We start from the raw sequence: 22,303 nt of genomic DNA, 5'->3' as shown, positions 1-22,303 counted from the left end.
TTATGGAACAGCATTTAATTTGTCTCGATCTAGATGGAACATTACTTAATAGCAAGCAGGAGATTACACCGTTAACGAAGAAGGTCATCCGTCTGCTGCAGGCACAAGGCCATAAATTTATTATTTCGACCGGACGTCCATACCGTGCCAGTCAAATTTATTATAATCAGCTGGACCTGGATACACCGATTGTTAATTTCAATGGCGCATTCGTTCATCACCCAGGTGATACGAATTTTGAGACATTTCATGAAACTTTAGATTTTGAGGTATCAAGAGATATCTTCTCTAAGATTCCTAATCTTAATATTAAGAATATCGTCGCCGAAATTAAAGACAATGTTTTCTTACATTATCATGATGAATATTTATTCGAAGGTTTCAGCATGGGGAACCCTGTCATCAAGATCGGGAATCTACTGGAAAACATTACAGAGCCTCCGACAACCATCCTTATCCAGGCTGAAGAATCCGAGATTCCTAATATCTATAAGCACTTTGATGAAATCTATGCTGACAGATTAGAGCATCGTCGCTGGGGCGCTCCATTTCCAGTCATCGAAATCGTTAAGAAAGGTATCAATAAAGCAGTCGGCGTGAAGCTTTGTCACGAATATTTAAATATTAAACAAGAACATGTTATAGCATTCGGTGATGAGGATAATGACAATGAAATGATTAAATATGCTGGAACAGGCGTAGCAATGGGCAATGCAATCGATGAGCTCAAATCTATCGCAGACGAAATTACTGACACAAATAATGAAGATGGGATAGCGAAGTTTCTTATTCAATACTTTAAGCTGGAGGTATAATAATGAAAATCATTATCGTCGGTGCAGTTGCAGGTGGCGCGACAGTTGCATCTCAAATCAGAAGACTTGATGCAGATGCTGATATCACAATCTACGAAAAAGATCGTGATATGAGCTATGCAAACTGTGGTTTACCTTATTACATCGGAGAAACAGTGGCCTCTCGTGATAACATCGTTATGGCAACACCGGATACATTTAATGATAATCGTAATATTCAAGTCCACACGTATCATGAAGTGACACGTTTATATCCGGATGATAAGAAAATAGAAATTTACAATCATCAAACTAAAGAAACATTCACCGATACATACGATTACTTGATTCTGTCACCAGGCGCAAGCCAAATTGTTCCGGATTTATATAAGCATGATCATGTGTTCCAAGTGCGTAACTTAGAAGATACGGATAAGATCGATCAGTATATTGAACGTACCCATGCACAGCGTGCACTCGTAGTTGGCGGTGGTTATATCAGTCTCGAGATGGCAGAAAACTTAAAGCATCGTGGACTGGATGTAACGCTTGTACATCGCAGCAGTCACTTCCTAAAACAGATGAGTCGAGATATTACAGACACGGTTCCTCAAGTACTTGAAGATAATGGTATTCATCTAAAACTAGAAGATGAGGTTGCGCGTATTAATGAGCACACTGTTACATTCAAGTCAGGTGATACCGATACATTTGATATCATCATCACAGCACTCGGTCTGCAACCGAATACGAAATTTATCGGTGATGCACTAGAACTCAATGACAAAGGATATATCAAGGTCAATCGTTATTTTGAAACGAGCAATCCATCTATATATGCACTGGGTGATGCAATAGAAACATTCTATCGCCATATAGATAAGACAGCAACAATCGCACTTGCCTGGGGTACGCATCGCGCTGCCTCTATCATTGCCCATAACTTATTCCATAAAGATAGAGAAGCATTTAAAGGACTACTTGGCAGTAATATTCTTCGATTATTTGATCATACGTATGCGTCGGTAGGCCTCACTGAAGCGCTCGTACTTGAAATGGATAATATCGCACACGTGTCACACACGCAAAAACATAAAGCCAGCTACATGCCTTACAGTTCGCCGCTAAGCATCACAGTTTACTACGAGCAATCAACCGGCAAAATATTATCAGCGAGCGCCTCTGGAAAAAGTGGTGTCGATAAACGAATCGATGTCCTATCAACGGCTATGATCGGTGGATTAACAATCTATGACTTCAAAGATATCGAAATTGCGTATCATCCTGACTACTCCAGCCCGAAAGACATTATTAATATGCTCGGATATAAAGCGAAGTAGTCATTGATTGTTAATATAGAAAGCAGACGCCCAAGATTTGGGCGTCTTTGCATGGTGTTGCACATTGTATAGGCACCCCCATCTCCCAACAAAAAAGACAATCCGTATTCACTGATTGTCTTTTCGTTATTTCTATTTTCTTAAATTATTGACATGTTTCTTCCTATTTCTTGCTGCACCGATGATAAATACTGTAAAGAGCACGATTGTTAACAGTGATGCGATTACATAACCTAAGTTCAATCCACGTGGTGGAACGAGTGCGTAAAGCTCCGTTTCTTCACGGTTCGTTATCAAATTAAACGTGCCGTCTTTCACATGGATCCTATCTCCAATAAGCAATCCGCTGAGCATCTTATCGCCTGGTATGTCTTTGTCTGTCAGTTTAACGTTCGTAGATTTGCTTGTATCGTTAATATTATAGATGAAGTCTACTTTGTCTGTATCGAAATAGATAAGCTGTTCACCTTTTTCGTTGTAGATTACTTTAGAAGTACCATCGAACATTTCTTTGTACTTATGATAAACTTCGCTCGTCTGTTCTAAGTATTCCACCACTTCTTTATCCGTTCTAAAATCGAGTAGTTGGTGTGTATCAGGAAGTTTTTCACCATTCATCGCAATTTCAGTACCATAAGTCATACTGACCGGTTGCTTTTGTACAAACAGATAGCCCATCATCTGTTTAATACGTGTTCCTGGGAACATATTTTCATGAACCGCATAGCTTGTGAAACGTGGGGTAAAGAAGTTATCAGCTGAAAGTAGCTCCTTCTTATTGTGCTGCTCTGGGATTTGCTCATCAACATTCTTGAATGCTTGTGCAATTTGCTCTGATGTCTTCCCAGTCTGAATGTAATCATAGCCGGTTACTTTAACATCGCTATTGGTAATAGCAATCTTTGTTATATTCTCAGGAAATACTTTTGAAAGATCGACATTATCCTGAAGTACATACATCGATAAGCCATCGACTTTCGTTTTGTTTACGAAGTCTGTCATCAGTTGCTTATAGCGCTTAATATTTGCTTCATTCGTTAAATCAATCATCGGTGTATCTTTGTAATACGATTTCTCTATTGCGTTCATCTTCGTGTCTTCTGTTACTGTGAAATCATCCGTTGCAACAACAGGCATATCGACGATGACTTTCATATTATTTTTATGTGCAAGATATACGAGCTGTTTGAAGTCCTTCTCTCCACCGAATGTTTTAGAAATCTGATTATAATTATTAATCTTATACCCTAGATAATCATTCTTGTCATGGTCAAACACCGGTGAGACATGAATTTCATTAAAGCCCATCTTCTTAATATAGTCTACTTTATTGATGATACCTTTAAAGTCTCCACCGTAAGGCAGATTATTGTCCTTGTCATTATGAATGTCTTTATTATTATTCTCGTCACCATTCATAAATCGATCAGTAAGAATGCTATAGATACGCATTTCGTCCTGACTCGCTGCTTGTGCAGGTAGCGCACTGAATGATAGCAGTAATATCATCAATATGATTGAAATTCTTTTCATTTGAATACCCTCACTTAAGTTATTATATTGATTATACTAAATTACTTATCGTTTATGTAAGAGTTCATAAAATATTCAAATAAAAAAGACAGCGAGAAACAATAAACGTTTCTTGCCGTCTTTTCATGCTTTACTTAAACATCGTTGTAATTGGCCCCATCGGTAAATGAATACCTAAGCCGATTGTTAAGATGATAAATAATATTACGAGATAGAAGAAGGTTCTTGAAGGTTTCTTCTTTTTCTTCTTCGCAATTGTCATCTCCATTAAACCGATAGTAATTAAACCTAATAAGAATTTAATACCATACAATGCTGAATCTACTTTCATATACTGCATAAAAATCATAATTCCGCTGATGATCACAAGTAATGCAAATAATCGCTGAACCATAAGTAATGGTTTGAAATATTTGCTAGGACCTAAGCGATCAGAGAAATTAGAGTATGCTGCAAAGAAAACGATAATTAAAACAACCCAACTTAAAATATGCAGATGAAACATACCAGTTTCCATGTATTTCACTCCTTTATATTCATACTGTTATTAGTTTAACATAGATTCCTATACTTGTACCAAAATAACTGTATGAACAAAAGGATACTATTCTCCGATTGTATTCTGTAAAGTACCGATACCGTCAATCGTCACTTTAATTTCATCCCCACGCTTTAAGTATACAGGTGGATTCATGCCTGCACCTACGCCGCTTGGTGTACCTGTTGCAATAATATCACCTGGATGTAGTGCAACATACTGTGAAATCTCAGCAATCAGATCGTCAATTTTCTTTACCATATCCTCCGTATTGCCATCCTGACGAATTTCACCGTTCACTTTTGTTACGATATTTGCATTTTCTGGAGTCGGCAGTTCATCTTTCGTTACGATATACGGCCCCATCGGGCATGCACCTAATAAGCTCTTAGATAAGAACGCCTGAGCATGCGCCTGCTGCAGGTCACGTGCTGTAATGTCATTAATGATTGTATAACCATAAACATAATCTAATGCTAATGCTTTAGGAATCTTATGACCATACTTACCGATGACTACGCCTAGTTCTCCTTCATAATCTAATGCTTCTGTAACATCGCTATGTGATGGTACAAAAGCACCATCTCCAATTAAACTTGAAGGTGCTTTTGTAAAGACATAGAGCTCATCTACATTATTGTTCATTTCCTTGGCATGATCCGAATAATTTCGCCCGATAGCGATAACATTATTGGTCGGAACAACAGGTGGTAGGAACGTCATATCTGTATATGCAACTTTGTAATCTTCGGCATCCTTCTCTTGTTCTATCTGTGCGATTGTTTTACGTACAAGCTCCTGAAAGTCGAGCGTATTGTTTTGCTGTAATGCTTCTAATAACGTCTTTGGGTAATTCGCTGTATTCGTTGCTTTAAATACACGGACAAGATCCCATGCTGCATCTTCTTTTTTAACCTTTACACCGAAAGATTGTTTACCTTTATACTCAAACGACAAAAATTTCATGAATTCCACTCCTTCTTATACTTTGTTTCATTATACAGAAAATAAGATGACGTTTCATTGTTTTAGAGTTATTTTTCAGATTTTTTTGAATTTATTATTTTTTACATGAAGAATTAACATCAAAACGACGAATACGGCACTTATAATTACAGTCAATATCAAGCTTTCTGTCATCATTACATTTAAGTTCTCTGGTGGAAATGCACGGAACCACCCTGTAAATAGCAGTGTGGCACTGATCTCGACGATGGCAATAAAAGCCACAAAAGTAATGACATCACGTGGAGTGACATGAATATTGCGGTCGAGTAACATAGCGATAGCTAGTCCTTGTAATAATGATCCGGACAACGTAATGATAAACTGTGTCCAGTCAAAAGTGGTGCTAAACAGCTGCAACTTAGCTGCTGTTCCTAATGTTAACAGTATAAGCGCTAGCGGAAGCTTGAACTGCGTGATTCGTGCACGTCCTAAAAGCATAGAAGGTACGATAACACAACATAGCACGATTGTATAATGCCACAGATGCGAGTTGAACAGTTCTCTGTTCAACTGTAAGATTTCTCCGTAATGAGATGCGTTGTACGTGCCAATAAATTCCTGGAATGCATTAACATTAAGAAATGTCTCCTTGTCACCATAGAGTAACAAAGACGGAATTAAAATAGCGATGAACAGCACACTTATCAATAAACAGGCGATGCTGATATAAAGTGTACGTGAATATGCTCCGATGAACTTATAAATCATATTCGTAACAATAAGTCCTAGCATCATCATAAATATGATACTCATTCTTGAATGTACTAATATGAGAAACCCACCAATAATCAAGTAAGCCATCATTCTGCGTGTAAGTTGCACACGTGCCAGAAAATAAGCGATGACCGGAATCATTGTAAACAAAATGATAAATAAGTAAGTTTCTAGCACAGGGAGTTCTTCTTGCGCATAATAATCGAATGGATTAATAAATTCAACAGGCTGTGCACTTAAATATATAAAGTGCAACCCGTAGATCAATAAAACGATTCCCATCATACTGTATTTAAGCAATAATTTTATCATTACACCTCAACCATTCCCGCCTCAAAGAAATATAGATATCCAGTTACAGGTTCATCTAATATAACTTCCAGCGTCTTCTTATAGTAGTTCATCTGAACTTCGTAACGAAGCTTCAATTCTGATAGTGTTTCCTCTGTCGTGCGGCTGAGCCTTGAGATTACTTTATCTGTCTTATAATCGATAAAATAGTAATGTCCGTCAAACTTAAATACACAGTCAATCATCCCCTGGACAAGCTGATCTGGATGACTTTGTGTGATATACTGCTTACCGATAACAAACGGCAGCTCAAAGTAAACCTCGTCTGCATGAACCAATCTGTCATAAAGTACAGTCTTTGTGAACTGATAAATATGTTTTTCGTTGATGAGCGGTCGTTCCTCATCTGAAATAATGCGACGCTCTACTAAATCATCAAGAAAATGCTTGATATCCTCTGATTCCACATTGTTCAGGCGCGGCAGATGCTGCATTACTTTATGCATAAGTGTTCCATATTCAGCTGCCGTCTTCTTCTCTTCAGACATAAACTTTGGACGATCATAAGTCGCTTTACCAAGCCGATATTGATTGATATATGTCCAGGCAGTGGCTTCATCATCTGTTTCCTGTGCTTTCTTTATTTCTGACACACTTTCTTTTGTCGGTAGCAAATTCTCACTTAAATATGGATAGCGGTACTCTTTAAGTTCCTGTAGCCATGTTACACCTTCAGCTTCATTAGATTCAGCTGTTTCTGTAGCTTCATTTTCAGGCGTGTTCAGCGTACGAATAATACGAACGTCAATAGAGGCATCATGTAATGCAATCGGTGCGATAAGCTGCAAAGGACTAAGCGCACTGAGTCTATAGTAATCATCCATCTTTTTATCGACTACTACATTCTGAAACTTCTCTATCACTTTATCGTCTTTGACATTTCCTACAAGCACCAGTTTTTCACGGGCACGCGTAAGCGCAACATACATCAACCTCAACTCTTCAGACACTTGTTCATTACGAATCTTCGTCTTAAACAACTGATTGATTGCTAACGGATAAGTCGTATGCGCCGCCTTATCATAGAAATTAATGGACAGGCCAAGACGTTGATTCAGCAGCAGCTGTTCCTTTGTTTCCATCAAGTTGAACTGGCGGTCAATATTGTTATAGATGACAAAAGGAAACTCTAATCCTTTAGAGGCGTGGACTGTCATCATTCTGACAACGTCCGCTTCATCTGAAACAATATTCATCTCACCAAAGTCTTTACCAGCTTCAAGTATATTGTCTACAAAGCGAAGAAACTGATAGATACCTCGGTAACTACTCTGTTCAAACTGCTCTGCCTTTTGTAGCAGACCTTCCAAATTGGCTTGTCGCTGGTGGCCTCCTGGCAGTAAGGTAAACTTTTCAATGAGCAGCGTGTCATTATATATGTAATCGATTAAGTCCTTCACACTCACCTTTCTACTTTGTTCACGATAATCTGAAATATCAGCGAGCACCTTCTTCACCTTATGCTTAAGCTGTTCATTTTCACCATTGACACTATATGCGAGAAGATTATGGTAAAGATAGACTGAACAGTCGGATCTCAATGCGGTAAGTTCATGAGCATCAAACTGATAGATGATGCTGCGCAAAAGCCCAGCTAAAGGAATATCTTGTAATGGATTATCTACCACTCTTAATAAACTTAAAGTCGTATTAATTTCGTCCGTCTGGAAATACCCTTCTTTACTATTCACATGAAAAGGAATCTTGCGGTCTTTCATCACTTTCATATGCTCTGCCGCATTGCTGAATCCACGCTCTAAGATTGCGATATCTTTATACTGAGCTGCACGGTACTCACCCATCTTAACATCATAAACTTTTTCTTGTGCAATAATCTGTTCAATGACATCGGCAATATGATGAGAAGCATAGTATTCGATATCATTCAGTTCCTCTTTACTCAGAAGATGCAGTTCTGTATGCTGTGACACGTCGTCATACGGTGCACCATAATATAGCATCTGTGCATCATCATAGATGATATCACCAAGTTTCTCATCCATTATTTTAGAGAATATTTCATTTGTATTGTCGATAACAGAACGACGTGAACGGAAGTTTTGAGAAAGATCGATGACTTTACCAGGTCCGCCTGATTTGAAATGACTGTATTTCTCCATAAATAGTTCAGGTTCTGCCTGTCGGAATTTATAGATGGATTGTTTCACATCTCCGACCATAAACATATTATCCTCACGTTTGATCGCCTGAATGATACTTTCCTGTACACGGTTTGTATCCTGGTATTCATCGACGAGAATCTCCTTATATTGCGCCTTTAGCATGTGTGCAATTTCAGTCGGCTCATCATTATGGATTAATATTTGCAGAGCGAAATGCTCATAATCGCTAAAATCTATCAGTTTACGCTCACGTTTAAGCTGGCTGAATCTATCGATGACCATCTGTGTTATACGTGTCAATCGTTCTACTTCAACCGACATGGCACGAATATCATCAGCAAGTTCTGCTATTGGTGCATATAGATAGTTTTCCTGAATATTTGATACCAGCTTCTTACTCTGTGCTAAATATTCTTTTATGCCTTCATTTAATTCTTTATCGTACGGATCATCGCTCTTTTTCATATTCGGTTTGCGACCAAATTGAATACTTTGAATAAATGAGAATTTATCTTCCAGCGCTTCAGGAAACTGTTCCAGCTGCTGACGTATTTTCTGTAGATATTCAAGGTTTGTATCTAATGCCGCGCTGATACATAGATCTTCTGCACGCTTAATTAACTGGATTGCCTGCAGCAGTTCGTCATTAATCTGTTGATTAATCGATAAGAAATAACTGCTGTCTATTGAAATGTCACGATATGAAGCCGCAATCGCGTCTAGCCATCTCGAAGGATGACTATTCGCAATCGCAAAGTCGTACATCTTCACTAATGTCTTTCTCACGTAATCATCTTTACGGTCTGATGAAAGGTGCAGAAGTAACGTCATATCATCCGGATGTGCAGCTTCATAAACTGTTTCTAATACATCATCAATCGCCTGCATGAGTAACAGCGCACGTTCTTCTTCAGAAGCGGTTCTGAACGTCGGATCAAGATCAATTGTATAATAGAAACGCTCGATTAAATTAAGACAGAAGCGATGCAAAGTCGATATATCTGCTTGATGCAATTTGATGAGCTGCGTTTTGAGATGTTCATTATGAGGTGCATCATTCAATGCTTCTTGCAATCGATTAAAAATACGGTGTTTCATTTCTTTCGCGCTTGCATTTGTAAATGTAACGACGAGCAGTTCATCAACATTGACCGAATGATCGATGACCTTTCTAATGATACGTTCTACAAGCACTGCTGTCTTACCACTACCCGCCGCTGCTGCAACGAGTGTATCCTGTCCTGTTGTCACTATCGCTTCTTGCTGACTAGCTGTCCATCGCATCTTTATTCACCGCCTTCATAATTTCATTTAATGGGTCGATTTCTTTATCAAACGTTCTGATATCCTCCTGGTTTAATATCGGATCTATATGGCATACCGATTTAAACGCACAGAACTGACAAGGGTTCAGCTTATCGTATCTTACAGGATTGATACGGCTGTCTCCTTGCAATATATTTTGTGCTGTATGCATAAACTGCTGTTTATTATGCTGAATAAGTGCATGCATTTCTTCTAATGCAAGCGTTCTGGAGCTTCTCTTATTAAACGATCCGTCATTCTTTAACATCGCGGGAACGATTTTCGATTTCTGTCCCGCTTCAAGCGTCGTGTCCATATCTTTTGCAATCTCTATGTCATCAAGGATAAACCCCTGCATACTATATTTATTAAATCGTTCATCGAAGAGTTGCTCTGCACCTTGCTTCACGTTAAATGAAAGTTTTGGATTGTACACATGAAAATAAAGCATCCCTGCTGGTATTACATCACTCTTCAGTCCAAGCCGTGCAGTGTTTGAAAGCACGACGTCCATATAAGTCAGCATCTGCATTTGCAGTCCATAATAGACCTGCTTTAAGTCAAGATCAGTCTCACGTGATTTATAATCGATGATGCGCACATAATCTTTATCTGTTGATGGGAGTATATCGATTCTATCAATCTGTCCGGTAATCTCGATCTGTTTATTCTTTCCGAAACGATAAATTTGCGTATCCAGTGCGCCACCTTTACCAAATTTCGTCTCAAAACGCGCCATCTTAAAGTTGCTGTACTTCGTCTGACGTTGAATCGCAGTGAAAGTCGAGAGTAAAATTGTCCTGATCTGTTTAACGATATATTGATAGTAATGTTTAGAATACAGCACTTCATAATGAACAGAAGGCAGTGACGCTTTCAAATAGTCGTCGATTTCTGAAGCGATGACAGCGGCATCCACTTGCAGCACCTGATCCTTAAACTTCTCACTTAAGTGTCGCAGTGCATCATGAAAGATATTGCCAAGCTGGAATGACTGAAATTGATAAGGCAGACGTTCCTTTAATTTTAGACCATGGTTTGCAAAGTGTTTGAATGCACATTGGTTAAATGTTTCAAACCTTGAGACGCTAGCCTTTATCGTATCGCCATAAAGATTCGACACTTCATGTTCGACGAGCATCTCTGACTGATTTCTGTAATGTCTCAGCTTAAATACATGTTCAAATTGCGGATCTGTCTCATACACTGCAATAACATCTGACCAAGTATCGTCTTCAATATGTGACACTGCATGTTTAATACCTGCCTGATACGTTGTGATACAGTCTTGCGGTTTCATATCATGCGTCATATCCTGAACCTCAAGGTGTAACTGTCTCTCTAGCCGCGCTAAATACCTTGAAGGACGCATCGCTTCCTGGTTCATATTCATTAAACTGTATGATATGTATACCGAATGCTGTGCATGTGTCACAGCATTATAGAATACAAACCATTCATCCTGTATCAGTACATCCGTTGTCGGTGCAAGATGAATATCCCCTATTTCCTGCATCATACGTTTTTCCTGGTCCGTAATCAGCGCATCTTCTTTCATCGGTCGAGGCAGAATATCATCATTGACCCCGCATACGAATACATACTTTTTATTTTCTACCTTTGCAAGATCAAGGTTTAATATCTGTATCTGGTCGAGTCCTTGAGGTGGTGCATTATATTCAAGTGCCAAGAACCCAACATCTATAATATCGCACATCACCTTATAATCTAATGTCACTTCATCCATAATCAATACGAAATCATCCAGTACCTGATTTAGTCCAGTTAGAATCTGATCAAATGTCAGCGCAATATACTGCTCGCCGTTGTCTTTAGCCATATCTTTATGCTGCATCAAATATTCTGGCAGCGAAATTGACAGCATAAAATTATAGATTGCGCTTGCAAATGCACGTCCGGACTGCGCGTTCACTATCCCTTCCTTAAAAGGTTCTATAATCGATAGCATATACTCGATATATTGTAGTAATGCATCCCATTGGTCTTGTTCATAGACATCCTTTTCATCATAAAATAATTTACGTTTATGAATTAAATCATCATAATACATGCCACGCTCAATCATAACGTTTTCCAGCATATCAATAAGAAGCAGATCTTCTTCTCTCTTAAATTCGTGTGCAATTAAACCTGTCTTCAGTGCTCGAAATAGATGTTCAATACGCATATTTGTCTTAAATGCATCCAGTAATGAACGAATCAGTTCAATTGCTTTATGGTGAATCATTAGTTCTTTATAGTCCGTATGATATGGAATCTCATGCTTACGGCACACATCAATCAGCTGCTTGACATAACTTTCATCACGATAGAGTACGGCAATATCCTTAAATCTCTCCCCATTTCTCACGAGGTCCATTATTTGATGTGCGATATGCGCAGCTTCGGCTGGTACAGATGCATGCTGTGATAAATGTATATGCTCCGGGTGACTGATTGATACTTCACGTGAGAAACTGTTTTCAAGCGTGTTCAGTTCGTCATTGAAACGATAAGGAACATGCATATTGTCGACATGATATGTTAATGCGCGCTCATGCAAATAAGTTTTAATATGATCTAACGTTTCTGTCGTCTTTCTAAACAGTACAGGGTCTGTCTGATCGATTGTCAATGCGATTGTCAGTGATTTCGCATGCTGTGCTAACGACTGGATGACCATATATTCTACAGTCGTAAAGTTATAGAAACCATCAATGTATATATCCGCATTACGGATTGTCTCTGATGTTTCTATCATTCTACATAGAGAAACGAGCATATCCTCTGTCTGCATATACCGTCCGCTCATCTTCTCCTCTAATGCTGTATACACTTCATATATGTCATGCAGCTTATCTTTCGTGCGCACATCCATTTCTTTTCCGAGCAGTGTATAAACATCGGGCGGTGTGACATTATATTTTTTTAGTTCTGAGATGACTGCTGCCATCTTCTGACTAAAGCCAAAGTATGCGCTTGTCGACTGAAATCTCTTTAATTCATCTTTATGTTCGTTGAGTATCTGATACGTCAGCATTTCAACGCCACTGTTTGAAATATGCTGCAGCTCCGTGCTTCCTTCTTCGCTTTCAAGTCTCCAGAACAGTCGATCAAAAGAATAGATTGCTGTACGCATACTTCCTTTAATCATCGCATCATGACTTAACGCCTGTTCAATCTGAAAGGTACTTTGTCTTGGTGCAATCATGATAATTGGATCACCAAGCGGTTGTCCTTTCAGCTGTGACTTTATCCTTTCAATAATTTCATAGGTTTTCCCTGTCCCTCTTCTGCCGAGTAATAATTGAACTGTCATCTGTTTCCTCCTAAAAAAACAACTTTACAAACAGGAATATTTTGTAAAGTTGTATCTATATTTATTGTGGATTAAAATTCACATGAAATGTATCTAGCGGCCAATATCTTACCTGTACTTCTCCTACAACTTGCTGCTCTTTGATCAATCCGAAACTTCTGCTATCATTACTCGTCTCTCTGTTGTCTCCAAGAACAAGCAGCTTACCTTCTGGAATGACCGATTTACCACCCGCGCCAGATAGATCACTTACTTTGAAATTTTCTGTAAGCAATATATTTGTCTTAGCAATTCTGTTTTCCTGAAGGTAGGGTTCTTCAGTACGTTCACCATTAATATATAAAACATCATCCCTGTATTCTACTTTATCTCCCGGCTTTCCTATAATACGTTTAACATAATCTTGAGTACTTCCTGTATGAAAGACGATAACATCGCCATTATGCAGTGTACTCATCTTATTAACGATGACCTTATCATCATCAGTGAAAGTCGGATACATTGAATCACCACTTACAGAATAAGAAATAAAGAAGAATGTCTTTACAACAAAATATAATACTGTAGCAATGACAATCGCAATCAGCCATTCAATAAATTCCCGCTTCAAAAGGAGCACCTCAACTTATTTTATATTAATCACTTATCTTTCCAGATGCCGCTCAATTCTTTTACCAATCCACCACAGAATCACGAGCACTATAATAACAATTATACTCTTTTCAGGTGCTTTCACAAAGGAATATATATCGTTACCGATAAAGCTTAAAGTAAACAACATAATCGCTTTTCCGAATAGAACGACCCATAAATATTTCTTTATATCGAGCGTGCTTAGACCTGCCACAATATTGACCAGACTGGAGGGTGTGAATGGAAAGCAGAGTAACAAAAATAATGGCAGCATCCCTCTGTTATCCACTCTTCTTATAAACTTTAATGTCTGCGGATGTTTGCTTAATCGTCTTAAAAGTCGATGCTGACCATAGGTTCTCACTAAAAGCGTAACACAATATGAACCAGCTACTGCACCGCTCCATGTAAGTAAGAATCCAGGTATCAGACCATAAGCATTCACATTAACAACAGCAAAGACCATAATCGGTAATATCGGAATAAATGCTTCAATAAATGGCAGAAGAAAAGCAATAATAATGCCGAGACCTTTAAATCGTTCAAATAATTCCAGTAAGTGCGCTTCTGTAAACAAACCCTCACCTCACTTTTATGTGATTATAATGTAAATATTAAAAAAAACAAACTATGAACAGTTCATAGCTTGTTTTAAGAATAACATGACATATATTATTGAAGCCTTGCTTCTAGTTCTGCCTTCTTGTCTTCAAAGCCCGGTTTCCCAAGCAATGCGAACATATTCTGCTTGTACGCTTCAACCCCTGGCTGGTTAAATGGATTAACACCGAGCAAGTAGCCGCTCATCGCAACACTTAACTCGAAGAAGTAAACAAGGTAACCGAAAGTAAATGCATCTAACTTCGGTACTTCAACGACGAAGTTTGGTACCCCGCCATCGCTATGTGCAAGTAGTGTCCCCTGGAATGCTTTCGTGTTGACGAAGTCCAATGTTTTACCTGCTAAGAAGTTCAGACCATCTAGATCATTCTCATCCGCTTCAATTGTGACATCGCTTCTTGGTGTCGTTACTTTAACGACCGTTTCAAAGATATCACGACGCCCTTCCTGAACGTATTGACCTAATGAGTGAAGGTCCGTTGAGAAGTTCGCGCTTGATGGATAGATACCTTTAAAGTCCTTACCTTCAGACTCACCGAATAGCTGTTTCCACCACTCGTTGAAGTATTGAAGACTCGGTTCGTAATTGATTAACATCTCAATCGTGTACCCTTTGTTGTATAAAATATTACGCAGCGCTGCATACTGATAACTGATGTTCTCTGTAAGTTCTGATGAACTCAGTTCATTACGTGCACTCGCAGCTCCTTCCATCATCGCATCAATATCATGGCCTGCTGCTGCAATCGGTAATAATCCAACAGCTGTTAATACTGAGAAGCGTCCTCCGACATCATCCGGCACGACAAATGTTTCATAGCCTTCAGTTGTGGCAAGTGACTTTAATGCACCTTTAGATTTATCCGTAGTTGCATAAATACGAGATTTCGCGCCTTCTTTGCCGTATTTCTCTTCCAATAGTTTCTTAAATACACGGAATGCAACAGCTGGTTCCGTCGTTGTACCAGATTTAGAAATCACGTTCACTGAGAAATCTTTGTCCTGAACATATTCAATTAAATCGTTCAAATAGCTTGATGATAATTGGTGTCCTGCAAAGATAATCTGTGTCTTATCTGATTTCAGGTGATCAAATGATTTATTCAGCATCTCGATTGCAGCACGTGCACCGAGATAAGACCCTCCAATGCCGATAACAATTAACACGTCGCTATCTGCATTTATCTTCTTCGCACTTTCTTTAATACGTGCGAATTCTTCCTTATCGTAATCTACCGGTAAGTCCAGCCATCCTAGGAAATCGCTACCTGCACCACTACCTTCATGGATTACATGATGAATATTTTTCACTAAATCCTGCATCTGTGTCAATTCATGATCTCCTACGAACGATTTTGCCATGTCGTAGTTAAATTTAATATGCGTCATTTCTATTCCTCCCGTTCATAGTTTCACAATCATTGTACTCGATTCAACTTAAGTTCACAATCCATAACGCTTTATAAAGTGCTTATATCTTAAAAATTGAAATATTTATATTTTTATTCTAAAAAATGAATATTTATACTTGATTTTAGTTATGCATACTGATACATTATTATGTATATTAATTAATAAAATAAATTCAAAAACTAATGGGGGAATTGAAATGAACGAAAAACAAAAAGTGGTATTAGCATATTCTGGAGGATTAGATACTAGCGTCGCAATTCAATGGTTAATCGAGAAAGGGTATGATGTTATCGCATGCTGCCTTGATGTCGGTGAAGGAAAGGATCTCGCACACATTAAAGAAAAAGCACTCAAAGTTGGCGCGATTGAATCAATCATGCTCGATAAGATTAAAGCATATGCAGAGGACTACCTATCATATGCAATCAAAGGGAACAGCCTTTATGAAAATACATATCCGCTTATTTCAGCACTGAGCAGACCGCTGATCGCTGAAGCGCTTGTAGAAGTTGCACATCAACATGAGGCGAAGTTCATTGCACATGGCTGTACAGGAAAAGGAAATGACCAGGTGCGTTTTGAAGTTGCGATTCATAGTATCGATCCATCTATTACGACACTTGCACCGGTTCGTGACTGGGGATTCAGTCGTGAAGAAGAGATTGAATACGCTAAAGCGCATGATATTCCCGTGCCTATCAACTTAGATTCACCCTACTCAATAGATCAGAATTTATGGGGCAGAAGTAACGAATGCGGCATCTTAGAAGATCCCTATGCCACACCACCTGAAGATGCATATGACTTAACCGTATCACCGAAAGATGCACCAGATGAAGAAGAAATTATTGATATCACTTTTAAAGCAGGACTTCCAGCTGCATTAAACGGACAGTCTTTAAAATTGCACGAAATCATCAAACAGTTGAATGAATTAGGAGGCAAACACGGTGTCGGCAGAATCGACCACGTTGAGAATCGTCTTGTCGGCATTAAATCACGTGAAGTATATGAAGCACCAGGTGCAATGATCATTCTTAAAGCACATAACGACCTTGAAACAATCACTTTAACGAAAGATGTACAGCATTTTAAACCCTATGTTGAGCAGCAGTTTGCTAACCTTATATATAATGGCTTATTCTTCTCTCCACTTGCCGATCATCTGAAACATCTGTTAACAGATATGCAGCAATACGTTAATGGCGAAACAAAGGTCAAACTCTATAAAGGAAATATCACAGTAATCGGCAGAAAAAGTGATAACACTCTGTATAACGAGAAGCTCGCAACTTATACGAAGGAAGATACATTCAATCAGCAGGCAAGTGTCGGATTCATTGAAATCTATGAACTTCCAGTGAAGCAGGCAACGAGAGTGTATAGAGGTGATGCACATGAGTAAAGCGCTATGGGGTGGCAGATTTAAAGAAAGTATGAGTGAACAGGTCGCCGACTTCAATCAATCGATTGAAGTTGATGCGAGACTGTTCTACCAAGATATTAAAGGGAGTATCGCGCATGTTACGATGCTTGAGAAGACGTATATCATCACTTCAGATGAAGCGAATCAAATTATCAATGGACTACAGGACATTATAGAAGACTATGAAGCGGGTAACGTGACTTTCAAAAAAGAACTAGAAGACATCCATCTTAATATCGAGAAACTGCTGATAGAAAAAATCGGCCCTGTTGGAGGAAAGATGCATACCGCTCGTTCAAGAAATGATCAGGTCGCAACAGATATGCACTTGTATGCAAAAGAGATGACAGAGGCCATCATTACATCTATAAAAGCATTACAACACGTCATAATCGATTTAAGCAAGCAGTACCATACAGTAATTATGCCGGGATATACCCACCTTCAGCGTGCACAGCCGATTCTTTTCAGCCATCATATTATGACATATTTCTGGATGCTGGAACGTGATAAAGCAAGATTCAGTGAAGGCTTAAAACGCATCAATATATCACCACTCGGTTCAGGAGCACTCGCAGGAACGACCTTTCCCATTGACCAGCAGTATACAGCTTCACTGCTCGAATTTGATGATGTCTATGCAAACAGCATCGATGCAGTAAGCGACAGAGACTATGTACTCGATATAATGCATAATATTAATCTTCTTATGATGCATCTGTCTCGTTTCTCTGAAGAGATTATTCTTTGGTGCAGCGAAGAATTTAAATTTGTAACTTTAAGTGATGCCTATACTACAGGTTCATCCATTATGCCGCAGAAGAAGAATCCAGATATGGCCGAACTCATACGAGGTAAATCCGGAACAGTGGCAGGTAACTATATGGGACTGCTGATGACGATTAAAGGTTTACCACTTGCATATAATAAAGACTTGCAAGAAGACAAGAAAGGATTCTTCGATAGTATCGATACAGCATTGCAGTCTGTTCAAATATTCACTGGCATGATAGATACGATGGAAGTCAATGCGGCACATCTAACAGATATCACACAAAATGATTTCTCAAATGCGACGGAACTTGCAGACTATCTCGTGACGCTCGGCCTCCCTTTTAGAGACGCACATGAAATAACAGGACAACTCGTACTTTACGCAATTGATAACAATATCCTGCTAAAAGATATTCCATTAGGCCATTATCAAACGGTTAATAAAGATATTACGAATGATATATATACGAAGCTCAACCCCGAACATGCAGTAAATAGAAGAATCAATGACAATGGTACAAGTACAAAAAGCGTGATGAAACAAATTGCAAAAGCAGAAAAATGTATGTAAAAAAGCAGCGGAATCCGCTGCTTTTTATTTGCGTACTGATTTATAACGCTGCTTTATAGATTGCCAGTATATCTTCACGTTGTAACTTATAGAAGTTACCGAATGGGCCATAGATTAAAGTTTTATCTGCAAATGCTTCTAAATCTTCAGCGTTCACTCCGTAATCAGATAACTTCTGCTTCGCTCCTAGACTTGTCCAGAAGTTCTGAAGTTCATCAATCGCATAATTGATCTTGTCTTCATCTGATAAAGATGCCTCTACATTGAATACATCTTCAGCAAACTTCACAAAACGTGCTGGAGACTGCTTACTTACATAACGCATCCATTCAGGGAATAATATCGCAAGACCTGCACCGTGTGCAATATCATAGACGGCACTTACTGCATGTTCTAAGTTATGCGTTGCCCAGTCACCAACGTAACCTAGACGCAGGAAACCGTTTAATGCAACTGTTGATGATAGCATCAATGTCTCACGTGCTTCGTAATTTTTAGGGTCTTTCACTGCAATTGGTCCAGTCTTCATCACAGTCTTCAGTACGCCACTGATCATTTGGTCTTGTACTTCTGTATTATCCGCTTCGTTAAAGTACTGTTCTAATAGGTGACTCATGCTATCAATAATACCATTTACCGTCTGATGTTCTGGTAATGTGTATAGCACTTCTGGATTTAACAGACTGAACTTAGGAAAAACAAGTGGCGAACCCCATCCTAACTTCTCATTCGTCTCCCAGTTTGTAATAACACTGCCTGAGTTCATTTCAGAACCTGTTGCCGATAAAGTTAATACCGTGCCAAATGGTACAGCATCATTTACTTGTGCTTTACGTGTAACGATATCCCATGCATCACCATCATATTTACTTGCAGCTGCAATCAATTTCGTACCGTCGATGACAGATCCACCACCTACTGCTACGATAAAGTCGATATCATGCGCTTTCACAATTTCTACACCTTTGCGTACCGTTTCAACACGTGGATTCGGTTCAATTCCAGCGAGTTCAAATACTTCAAAGTCTGATAGCTTTTCCATTACTTCGTCGTAAAGACCTGTCTTCTTAATGCTTCCGCCACCATAGGTAAGTAGTACTTTATTCCCGTTGCTATAGGCTTTCACCATATCGTTCAGCTGTTCCAGACTTTCTTTTCCAAATACTAGTTTAACTGGATTATAAAATGTAAATTGATTCATTGCTTCCTCCTGAATTAAAAATGACATAATACGCAATTAAGCATATTATGTCATAGCTACTAATAGATATTCAAATATTTGAACTTATATGAAGTCACTGAAACGTTCTCTGAATTTTACATGGAGGATTGAGCCGAGAATAAAGAAAAACAAAACAAATCCAAGATTATATAATGCTAACTTCCAATGTTCTACTAAGTACCATTCATGATATAGTATAGCACTTCTATAGCTTTCCGCTAAGAAGTAAACAGGATTCAATTTCATTATAAATTCTACTATTTGCATCTTTTCAGATGTACCTTCTGGTAGCCATAATATCGGAGAGATGTAAAATAACACTCTTAATAATGCTTGAACAGCCATCTGTACATCTCTGACAAGGACACCAAGTGTTGATGTAAACATTGTTACAGATAGACTGAAAATGTATACGAACGGTATATAGATTAAGAGCTGCAGCATATGTATGGATGGTTTAATTCCTGACAAGAAACAAATACCAATAATTAGCCCTAATAATATAATATGTGTATAAAATTTACTCATTAAAATATAACTTGGAATCGTGGATAAAGGGAAATTCATTTTAGCAACTTGACTATACTTCATCGAAATGGACTTTGTACCTTCCAGAATACCTTGATTCACAAAGAACCACATACTTATACCAACAAGCATCCATAAGATAAATGGCACACCATGAATATCTGCTCGTCCTCCTCTTATACCAATGCCGAAGACAAAGTAATAAACACCGATTTGAATAAGTGGATTAATAAATTCCCACGCAAGGCCTAAATAATTATCATGTGTCGATATTTTAATTTGAAATTGTGCAAGTCTTTGAATTAAATAAAAATTTTTAAACTGTTCTCTTAAAACAACGCTTACAGGATTCATAATATCCTCTTTTCTATTCTTTTTCTTTTAGATGTTTATGTGGATCATATTTTTCGTTAAACATTTGCTTCCTAACTTCAATCATAAATAATGGAATTGTTATCGCTCTTTTAAATCGTTTAAAATCAGTCAATATTCTATATAGCCATTCTAAGTTCATATTAATAAAAACTTCAGGTGCTCGTTTAACATTACCACTCAATACATCAAACGACCCTCCTACCCCCATGAATACAGTATGACGAAAATGATGCTGATTAAAATATATAAAACTTTCTTGTTTTGGAAAGCCCATTGCTACAAATACATAGTCGGGCTCAAAATCTTTTAACTTCTTTAGAGTTTTTTTATCATCTATTTCTTTATATCCATGCTTGGAGTTAAAGATAATATTTGGATATCTCTCTTCTAATTTGTGCTGGCATTGCTTAACCGTCTTTTTTGAACTGCCCAGAAGGAAAACCTTTTTATTTCTCATATTCGCTATTTCTAGCATTCCTTCCATCAATTCAATACCAGGCACACGGGATTTCATAGGTCTGCCAAGGTGCCTAGCTGCTTTAATAATACCGATACCATCAGGTACAATCAAGTCTGCCATAGAAATACGTGTCATATAACTCGTATTTTTTTTAGCCATATATGTAATTTCAGGATTTGCAGTTACTATAAATAAATTATCTGTTGTAGGTATAGTATCAAATTTTTCAATTATTTCTAAAGTTTCTTCTTTTGTTATATCATTGAAAGGAACATCTAATACATCACATATTGCTGTATGGATATTATATCGTTTTAAAAGTTCATATGTCATTGGTCAAGATGTACAAGACATCCATCACCTCTTTGCAATTTTCTAGTATAATGTATATTATAATATACAGTATTTAAACATTCTTTACAATCTCTTAATATTTACATTTTTTTACATAAGGATGAGTATAATGAAAACAACTGTTAAATTTGAAAATGTCACAAAGGAATACAAACTCTTCAATAATAATAAAGATCGATTATTAGATATCATTTTACCCAAGAAAACTAAAAGGTTTTATGCTTTAAAAGATATAAATTTTGAAGCATATGAAGGGGATATTGTCGGCTTAGTAGGAATCAATGGATCAGGAAAATCAACAATCAGTAATATTATCGGTGGGAGCGTAGCTATTACTGATGGAAAAGTCGTTCGAAATGGTCAGGTGAGCGTTATCGCAATCGCAGCTGGCTTAAACGCGCAATTATCCGGCTACGATAATATAGAGTTTAAACTGTTGCTCATGGGATATTCTAAATCCAAAATCAAAGAACTTACACCTAAAATTATTGAGTTCTCTGAATTAGGTGACTTCATTTATCAGCCCGTAAAAAAATATTCTAGTGGTATGAAATCGAAACTAGGATTTGCAATCAGTATCAATGTTGATCCTGATATCCTGGTTATTGATGAAGCATTATCTGTAGGCGATCAGACATTCACTCAAAAGAGTTTAAATAAAATCCACGAGTTTAAAGATGCTGGTAAAACCATTTTCTTTGTAAGCCATAATTTAAAACAAGTAAGAGAATTTTGTACTAAAATAATGTGGATTGAAGCCGGAGAAGTTAAAGCTTTCGGAGAAACAAATGAGATTATGGACCAATACGAAAATTTTCTTAAAGATTATAAAAAGAAAAGCAGTAAGGAGCAAAAAGCATTTCGTAACAAATTAAATGAAAAAAGACTTTTCTATAAATAG

At 37.9% G+C, this 22,303-nt stretch carries 17 protein-coding genes; 5 read left to right on the top strand and 12 right to left on the bottom strand.

Features of this window, described 5'->3' with window-relative positions; translation table 11 throughout:
- Positions 1–2 precede the first annotated feature (2 nt).
- The gene (locus tag QA539_RS03345) at positions 3–815 is read left to right on the top strand and encodes a Cof-type HAD-IIB family hydrolase (protein ID WP_419895436.1); all 813 of its coding nucleotides are present in this window, start codon (positions 3–5) and stop codon (positions 813–815) included.
- On the top strand, positions 815–2,134 hold the full coding sequence (locus tag QA539_RS03340) for a CoA-disulfide reductase (protein WP_419895589.1): 1,320 nt from the start codon (positions 815–817) through the stop codon (positions 2,132–2,134). Before QA539_RS03345 ends, QA539_RS03340 begins: the two co-directional genes overlap by 1 nt.
- A gap of 132 nt (positions 2,135–2,266) precedes the next feature.
- On the opposite strand, the gene QA539_RS03335 is transcribed toward QA539_RS03340, so the two are convergent.
- The 9 genes from QA539_RS03335 to QA539_RS03295 all read right to left on the bottom strand — a co-directional run bounded on the left by QA539_RS03335 (position 2,267) and on the right by QA539_RS03295 (position 15,668).
- On the bottom strand, positions 2,267–3,667 hold the full coding sequence (locus tag QA539_RS03335; RefSeq protein WP_419895435.1) for an alpha-amylase family glycosyl hydrolase: 1,401 nt from the start codon (positions 3,665–3,667) through the stop codon (positions 2,267–2,269).
- A 130-nt stretch (positions 3,668–3,797) separates the two neighbouring features.
- Positions 3,798–4,184, bottom strand: a complete 387-nt coding sequence (locus tag QA539_RS03330; protein ID WP_241427487.1) for a YisL family protein — start codon at positions 4,182–4,184, stop codon at positions 3,798–3,800.
- 87 nt (positions 4,185–4,271) lie between these two features.
- On the bottom strand, positions 4,272–5,171 hold the full coding sequence (locus QA539_RS03325; protein WP_419895434.1) for a fumarylacetoacetate hydrolase family protein: 900 nt from the start codon (positions 5,169–5,171) through the stop codon (positions 4,272–4,274).
- Between the two features lie 75 nt (positions 5,172–5,246).
- Positions 5,247–6,239 carry a hypothetical protein gene (locus tag QA539_RS03320; protein WP_419895433.1) on the bottom strand — a complete coding sequence of 331 codons (993 nt, stop codon included), beginning with the start codon at positions 6,237–6,239 and terminating at the stop codon, positions 5,247–5,249.
- On the bottom strand, positions 6,239–9,685 hold the full coding sequence (gene addA / locus QA539_RS03315) for a helicase-exonuclease AddAB subunit AddA (protein WP_419895432.1): 3,447 nt from the start codon (positions 9,683–9,685) through the stop codon (positions 6,239–6,241). The genes QA539_RS03320 and addA overlap by 1 nt, the downstream gene beginning before the upstream one ends.
- Positions 9,669–13,025: a helicase-exonuclease AddAB subunit AddB gene (gene addB / locus QA539_RS03310; RefSeq protein ID WP_419895431.1), complete on the bottom strand. Its 3,357-nt coding sequence runs from the start codon at positions 13,023–13,025 to the stop codon at positions 9,669–9,671. The genes addA and addB overlap by 17 nt, the downstream gene beginning before the upstream one ends.
- Positions 13,026–13,086: 61 nt before the next feature.
- Positions 13,087–13,635, bottom strand: a complete 549-nt coding sequence (gene lepB / locus QA539_RS03305) for a signal peptidase I (protein ID WP_283721763.1) — start codon at positions 13,633–13,635, stop codon at positions 13,087–13,089.
- Positions 13,636–13,668: 33 nt separating this feature from the next.
- Positions 13,669–14,235, bottom strand: coding sequence for a TVP38/TMEM64 family protein (locus tag QA539_RS03300; protein ID WP_219494225.1), 567 nt, complete (start codon positions 14,233–14,235; stop codon positions 13,669–13,671).
- Between the two features lie 95 nt (positions 14,236–14,330).
- A complete protein-coding gene (locus tag QA539_RS03295) occupies positions 14,331–15,668 on the bottom strand; it encodes a glucose-6-phosphate isomerase (RefSeq protein WP_219494223.1) in 1,338 nt (445 codons plus the stop codon).
- 220 nt (positions 15,669–15,888) lie between these two features.
- On the opposite strand from QA539_RS03295, the gene QA539_RS03290 reads away from it, so the two are divergent.
- Both QA539_RS03290 and argH read left to right on the top strand, forming a co-directional pair.
- Entirely contained in the window at positions 15,889–17,097 is a 1,209-nt protein-coding gene (locus tag QA539_RS03290) for an argininosuccinate synthase (protein ID WP_419895430.1), read from the top strand.
- The gene (gene argH / locus QA539_RS03285) at positions 17,090–18,463 is read left to right on the top strand and encodes an argininosuccinate lyase (RefSeq protein WP_419895429.1); all 1,374 of its coding nucleotides are present in this window, start codon (positions 17,090–17,092) and stop codon (positions 18,461–18,463) included. Before QA539_RS03290 ends, argH begins: the two co-directional genes overlap by 8 nt.
- Before the next feature lie 40 nt (positions 18,464–18,503).
- On the opposite strand, the gene QA539_RS03280 is transcribed toward argH, so the two are convergent.
- From QA539_RS03280 to QA539_RS03270, 3 genes are all read right to left on the bottom strand, one after another.
- Entirely contained in the window at positions 18,504–19,664 is a 1,161-nt protein-coding gene (locus QA539_RS03280) for an iron-containing alcohol dehydrogenase (RefSeq protein WP_219494217.1), read from the bottom strand.
- A gap of 84 nt (positions 19,665–19,748) precedes the next feature.
- Positions 19,749–20,567, bottom strand: a complete 819-nt coding sequence (locus tag QA539_RS03275; RefSeq protein ID WP_419895428.1) for an ABC transporter permease — start codon at positions 20,565–20,567, stop codon at positions 19,749–19,751.
- A gap of 13 nt (positions 20,568–20,580) precedes the next feature.
- Positions 20,581–21,381 (bottom strand): WecB/TagA/CpsF family glycosyltransferase, encoded by an 801-nt coding sequence (locus QA539_RS03270; protein WP_419895427.1) that lies wholly within the window; start codon positions 21,379–21,381, stop codon positions 20,581–20,583.
- 130 nt (positions 21,382–21,511) lie between these two features.
- Here QA539_RS03270 and tagH point away from each other — a divergent pair, with 130 nt between their 5' ends.
- A complete protein-coding gene (tagH, locus tag QA539_RS03265; protein ID WP_419895426.1) occupies positions 21,512–22,303 on the top strand; it encodes a teichoic acids export ABC transporter ATP-binding subunit TagH in 792 nt (263 codons plus the stop codon).

The organism is Macrococcus psychrotolerans (genome assembly GCF_038095555.1).
GTDB lineage: Bacteria > Bacillota > Bacilli > Staphylococcales > Staphylococcaceae > Macrococcoides > Macrococcoides psychrotolerans.
Note: the sequence above shows the minus strand (reverse complement) of the source record. Positions and strands in the feature narration are given on the sequence as shown.

Excerpts from the sequence above, each read along its gene's own strand:
- QA539_RS03295 (WP_219494223.1), bottom strand. The coding sequence starts at position 15,668 with ATGACGCATATTAAATTTAACTACGACATGGCAAAATCGTTCGTAGGA.
- argH (WP_419895429.1), top strand. The coding sequence starts at position 17,090 with ATGAGTAAAGCGCTATGGGGTGGCAGATTTAAAGAAAGTATGAGTGAA.
- tagH (WP_419895426.1), top strand. The coding sequence starts at position 21,512 with ATGAAAACAACTGTTAAATTTGAAAATGTCACAAAGGAATACAAACTC.
- addB (WP_419895431.1), bottom strand. The coding sequence starts at position 13,025 with ATGACAGTTCAATTATTACTCGGCAGAAGAGGGACAGGGAAAACCTAT.
- QA539_RS03270 (WP_419895427.1), bottom strand. The coding sequence starts at position 21,381 with ATGACATATGAACTTTTAAAACGATATAATATCCATACAGCAATATGT.
- QA539_RS03330 (WP_241427487.1), bottom strand. The coding sequence starts at position 4,184 with ATGGAAACTGGTATGTTTCATCTGCATATTTTAAGTTGGGTTGTTTTA.
- QA539_RS03335 (WP_419895435.1), bottom strand. The coding sequence starts at position 3,667 with ATGAAAAGAATTTCAATCATATTGATGATATTACTGCTATCATTCAGT.
- QA539_RS03325 (WP_419895434.1), bottom strand. The coding sequence starts at position 5,171 with ATGAAATTTTTGTCGTTTGAGTATAAAGGTAAACAATCTTTCGGTGTA.
- QA539_RS03280 (WP_219494217.1), bottom strand. The coding sequence starts at position 19,664 with ATGAATCAATTTACATTTTATAATCCAGTTAAACTAGTATTTGGAAAA.
- QA539_RS03290 (WP_419895430.1), top strand. The coding sequence starts at position 15,889 with ATGAACGAAAAACAAAAAGTGGTATTAGCATATTCTGGAGGATTAGAT.
- QA539_RS03320 (WP_419895433.1), bottom strand. The coding sequence starts at position 6,239 with ATGATAAAATTATTGCTTAAATACAGTATGATGGGAATCGTTTTATTG.
- addA (WP_419895432.1), bottom strand. The coding sequence starts at position 9,685 with ATGCGATGGACAGCTAGTCAGCAAGAAGCGATAGTGACAACAGGACAG.
- QA539_RS03345 (WP_419895436.1), top strand. The coding sequence starts at position 3 with ATGGAACAGCATTTAATTTGTCTCGATCTAGATGGAACATTACTTAAT.
- QA539_RS03275 (WP_419895428.1), bottom strand. The coding sequence starts at position 20,567 with ATGAATCCTGTAAGCGTTGTTTTAAGAGAACAGTTTAAAAATTTTTAT.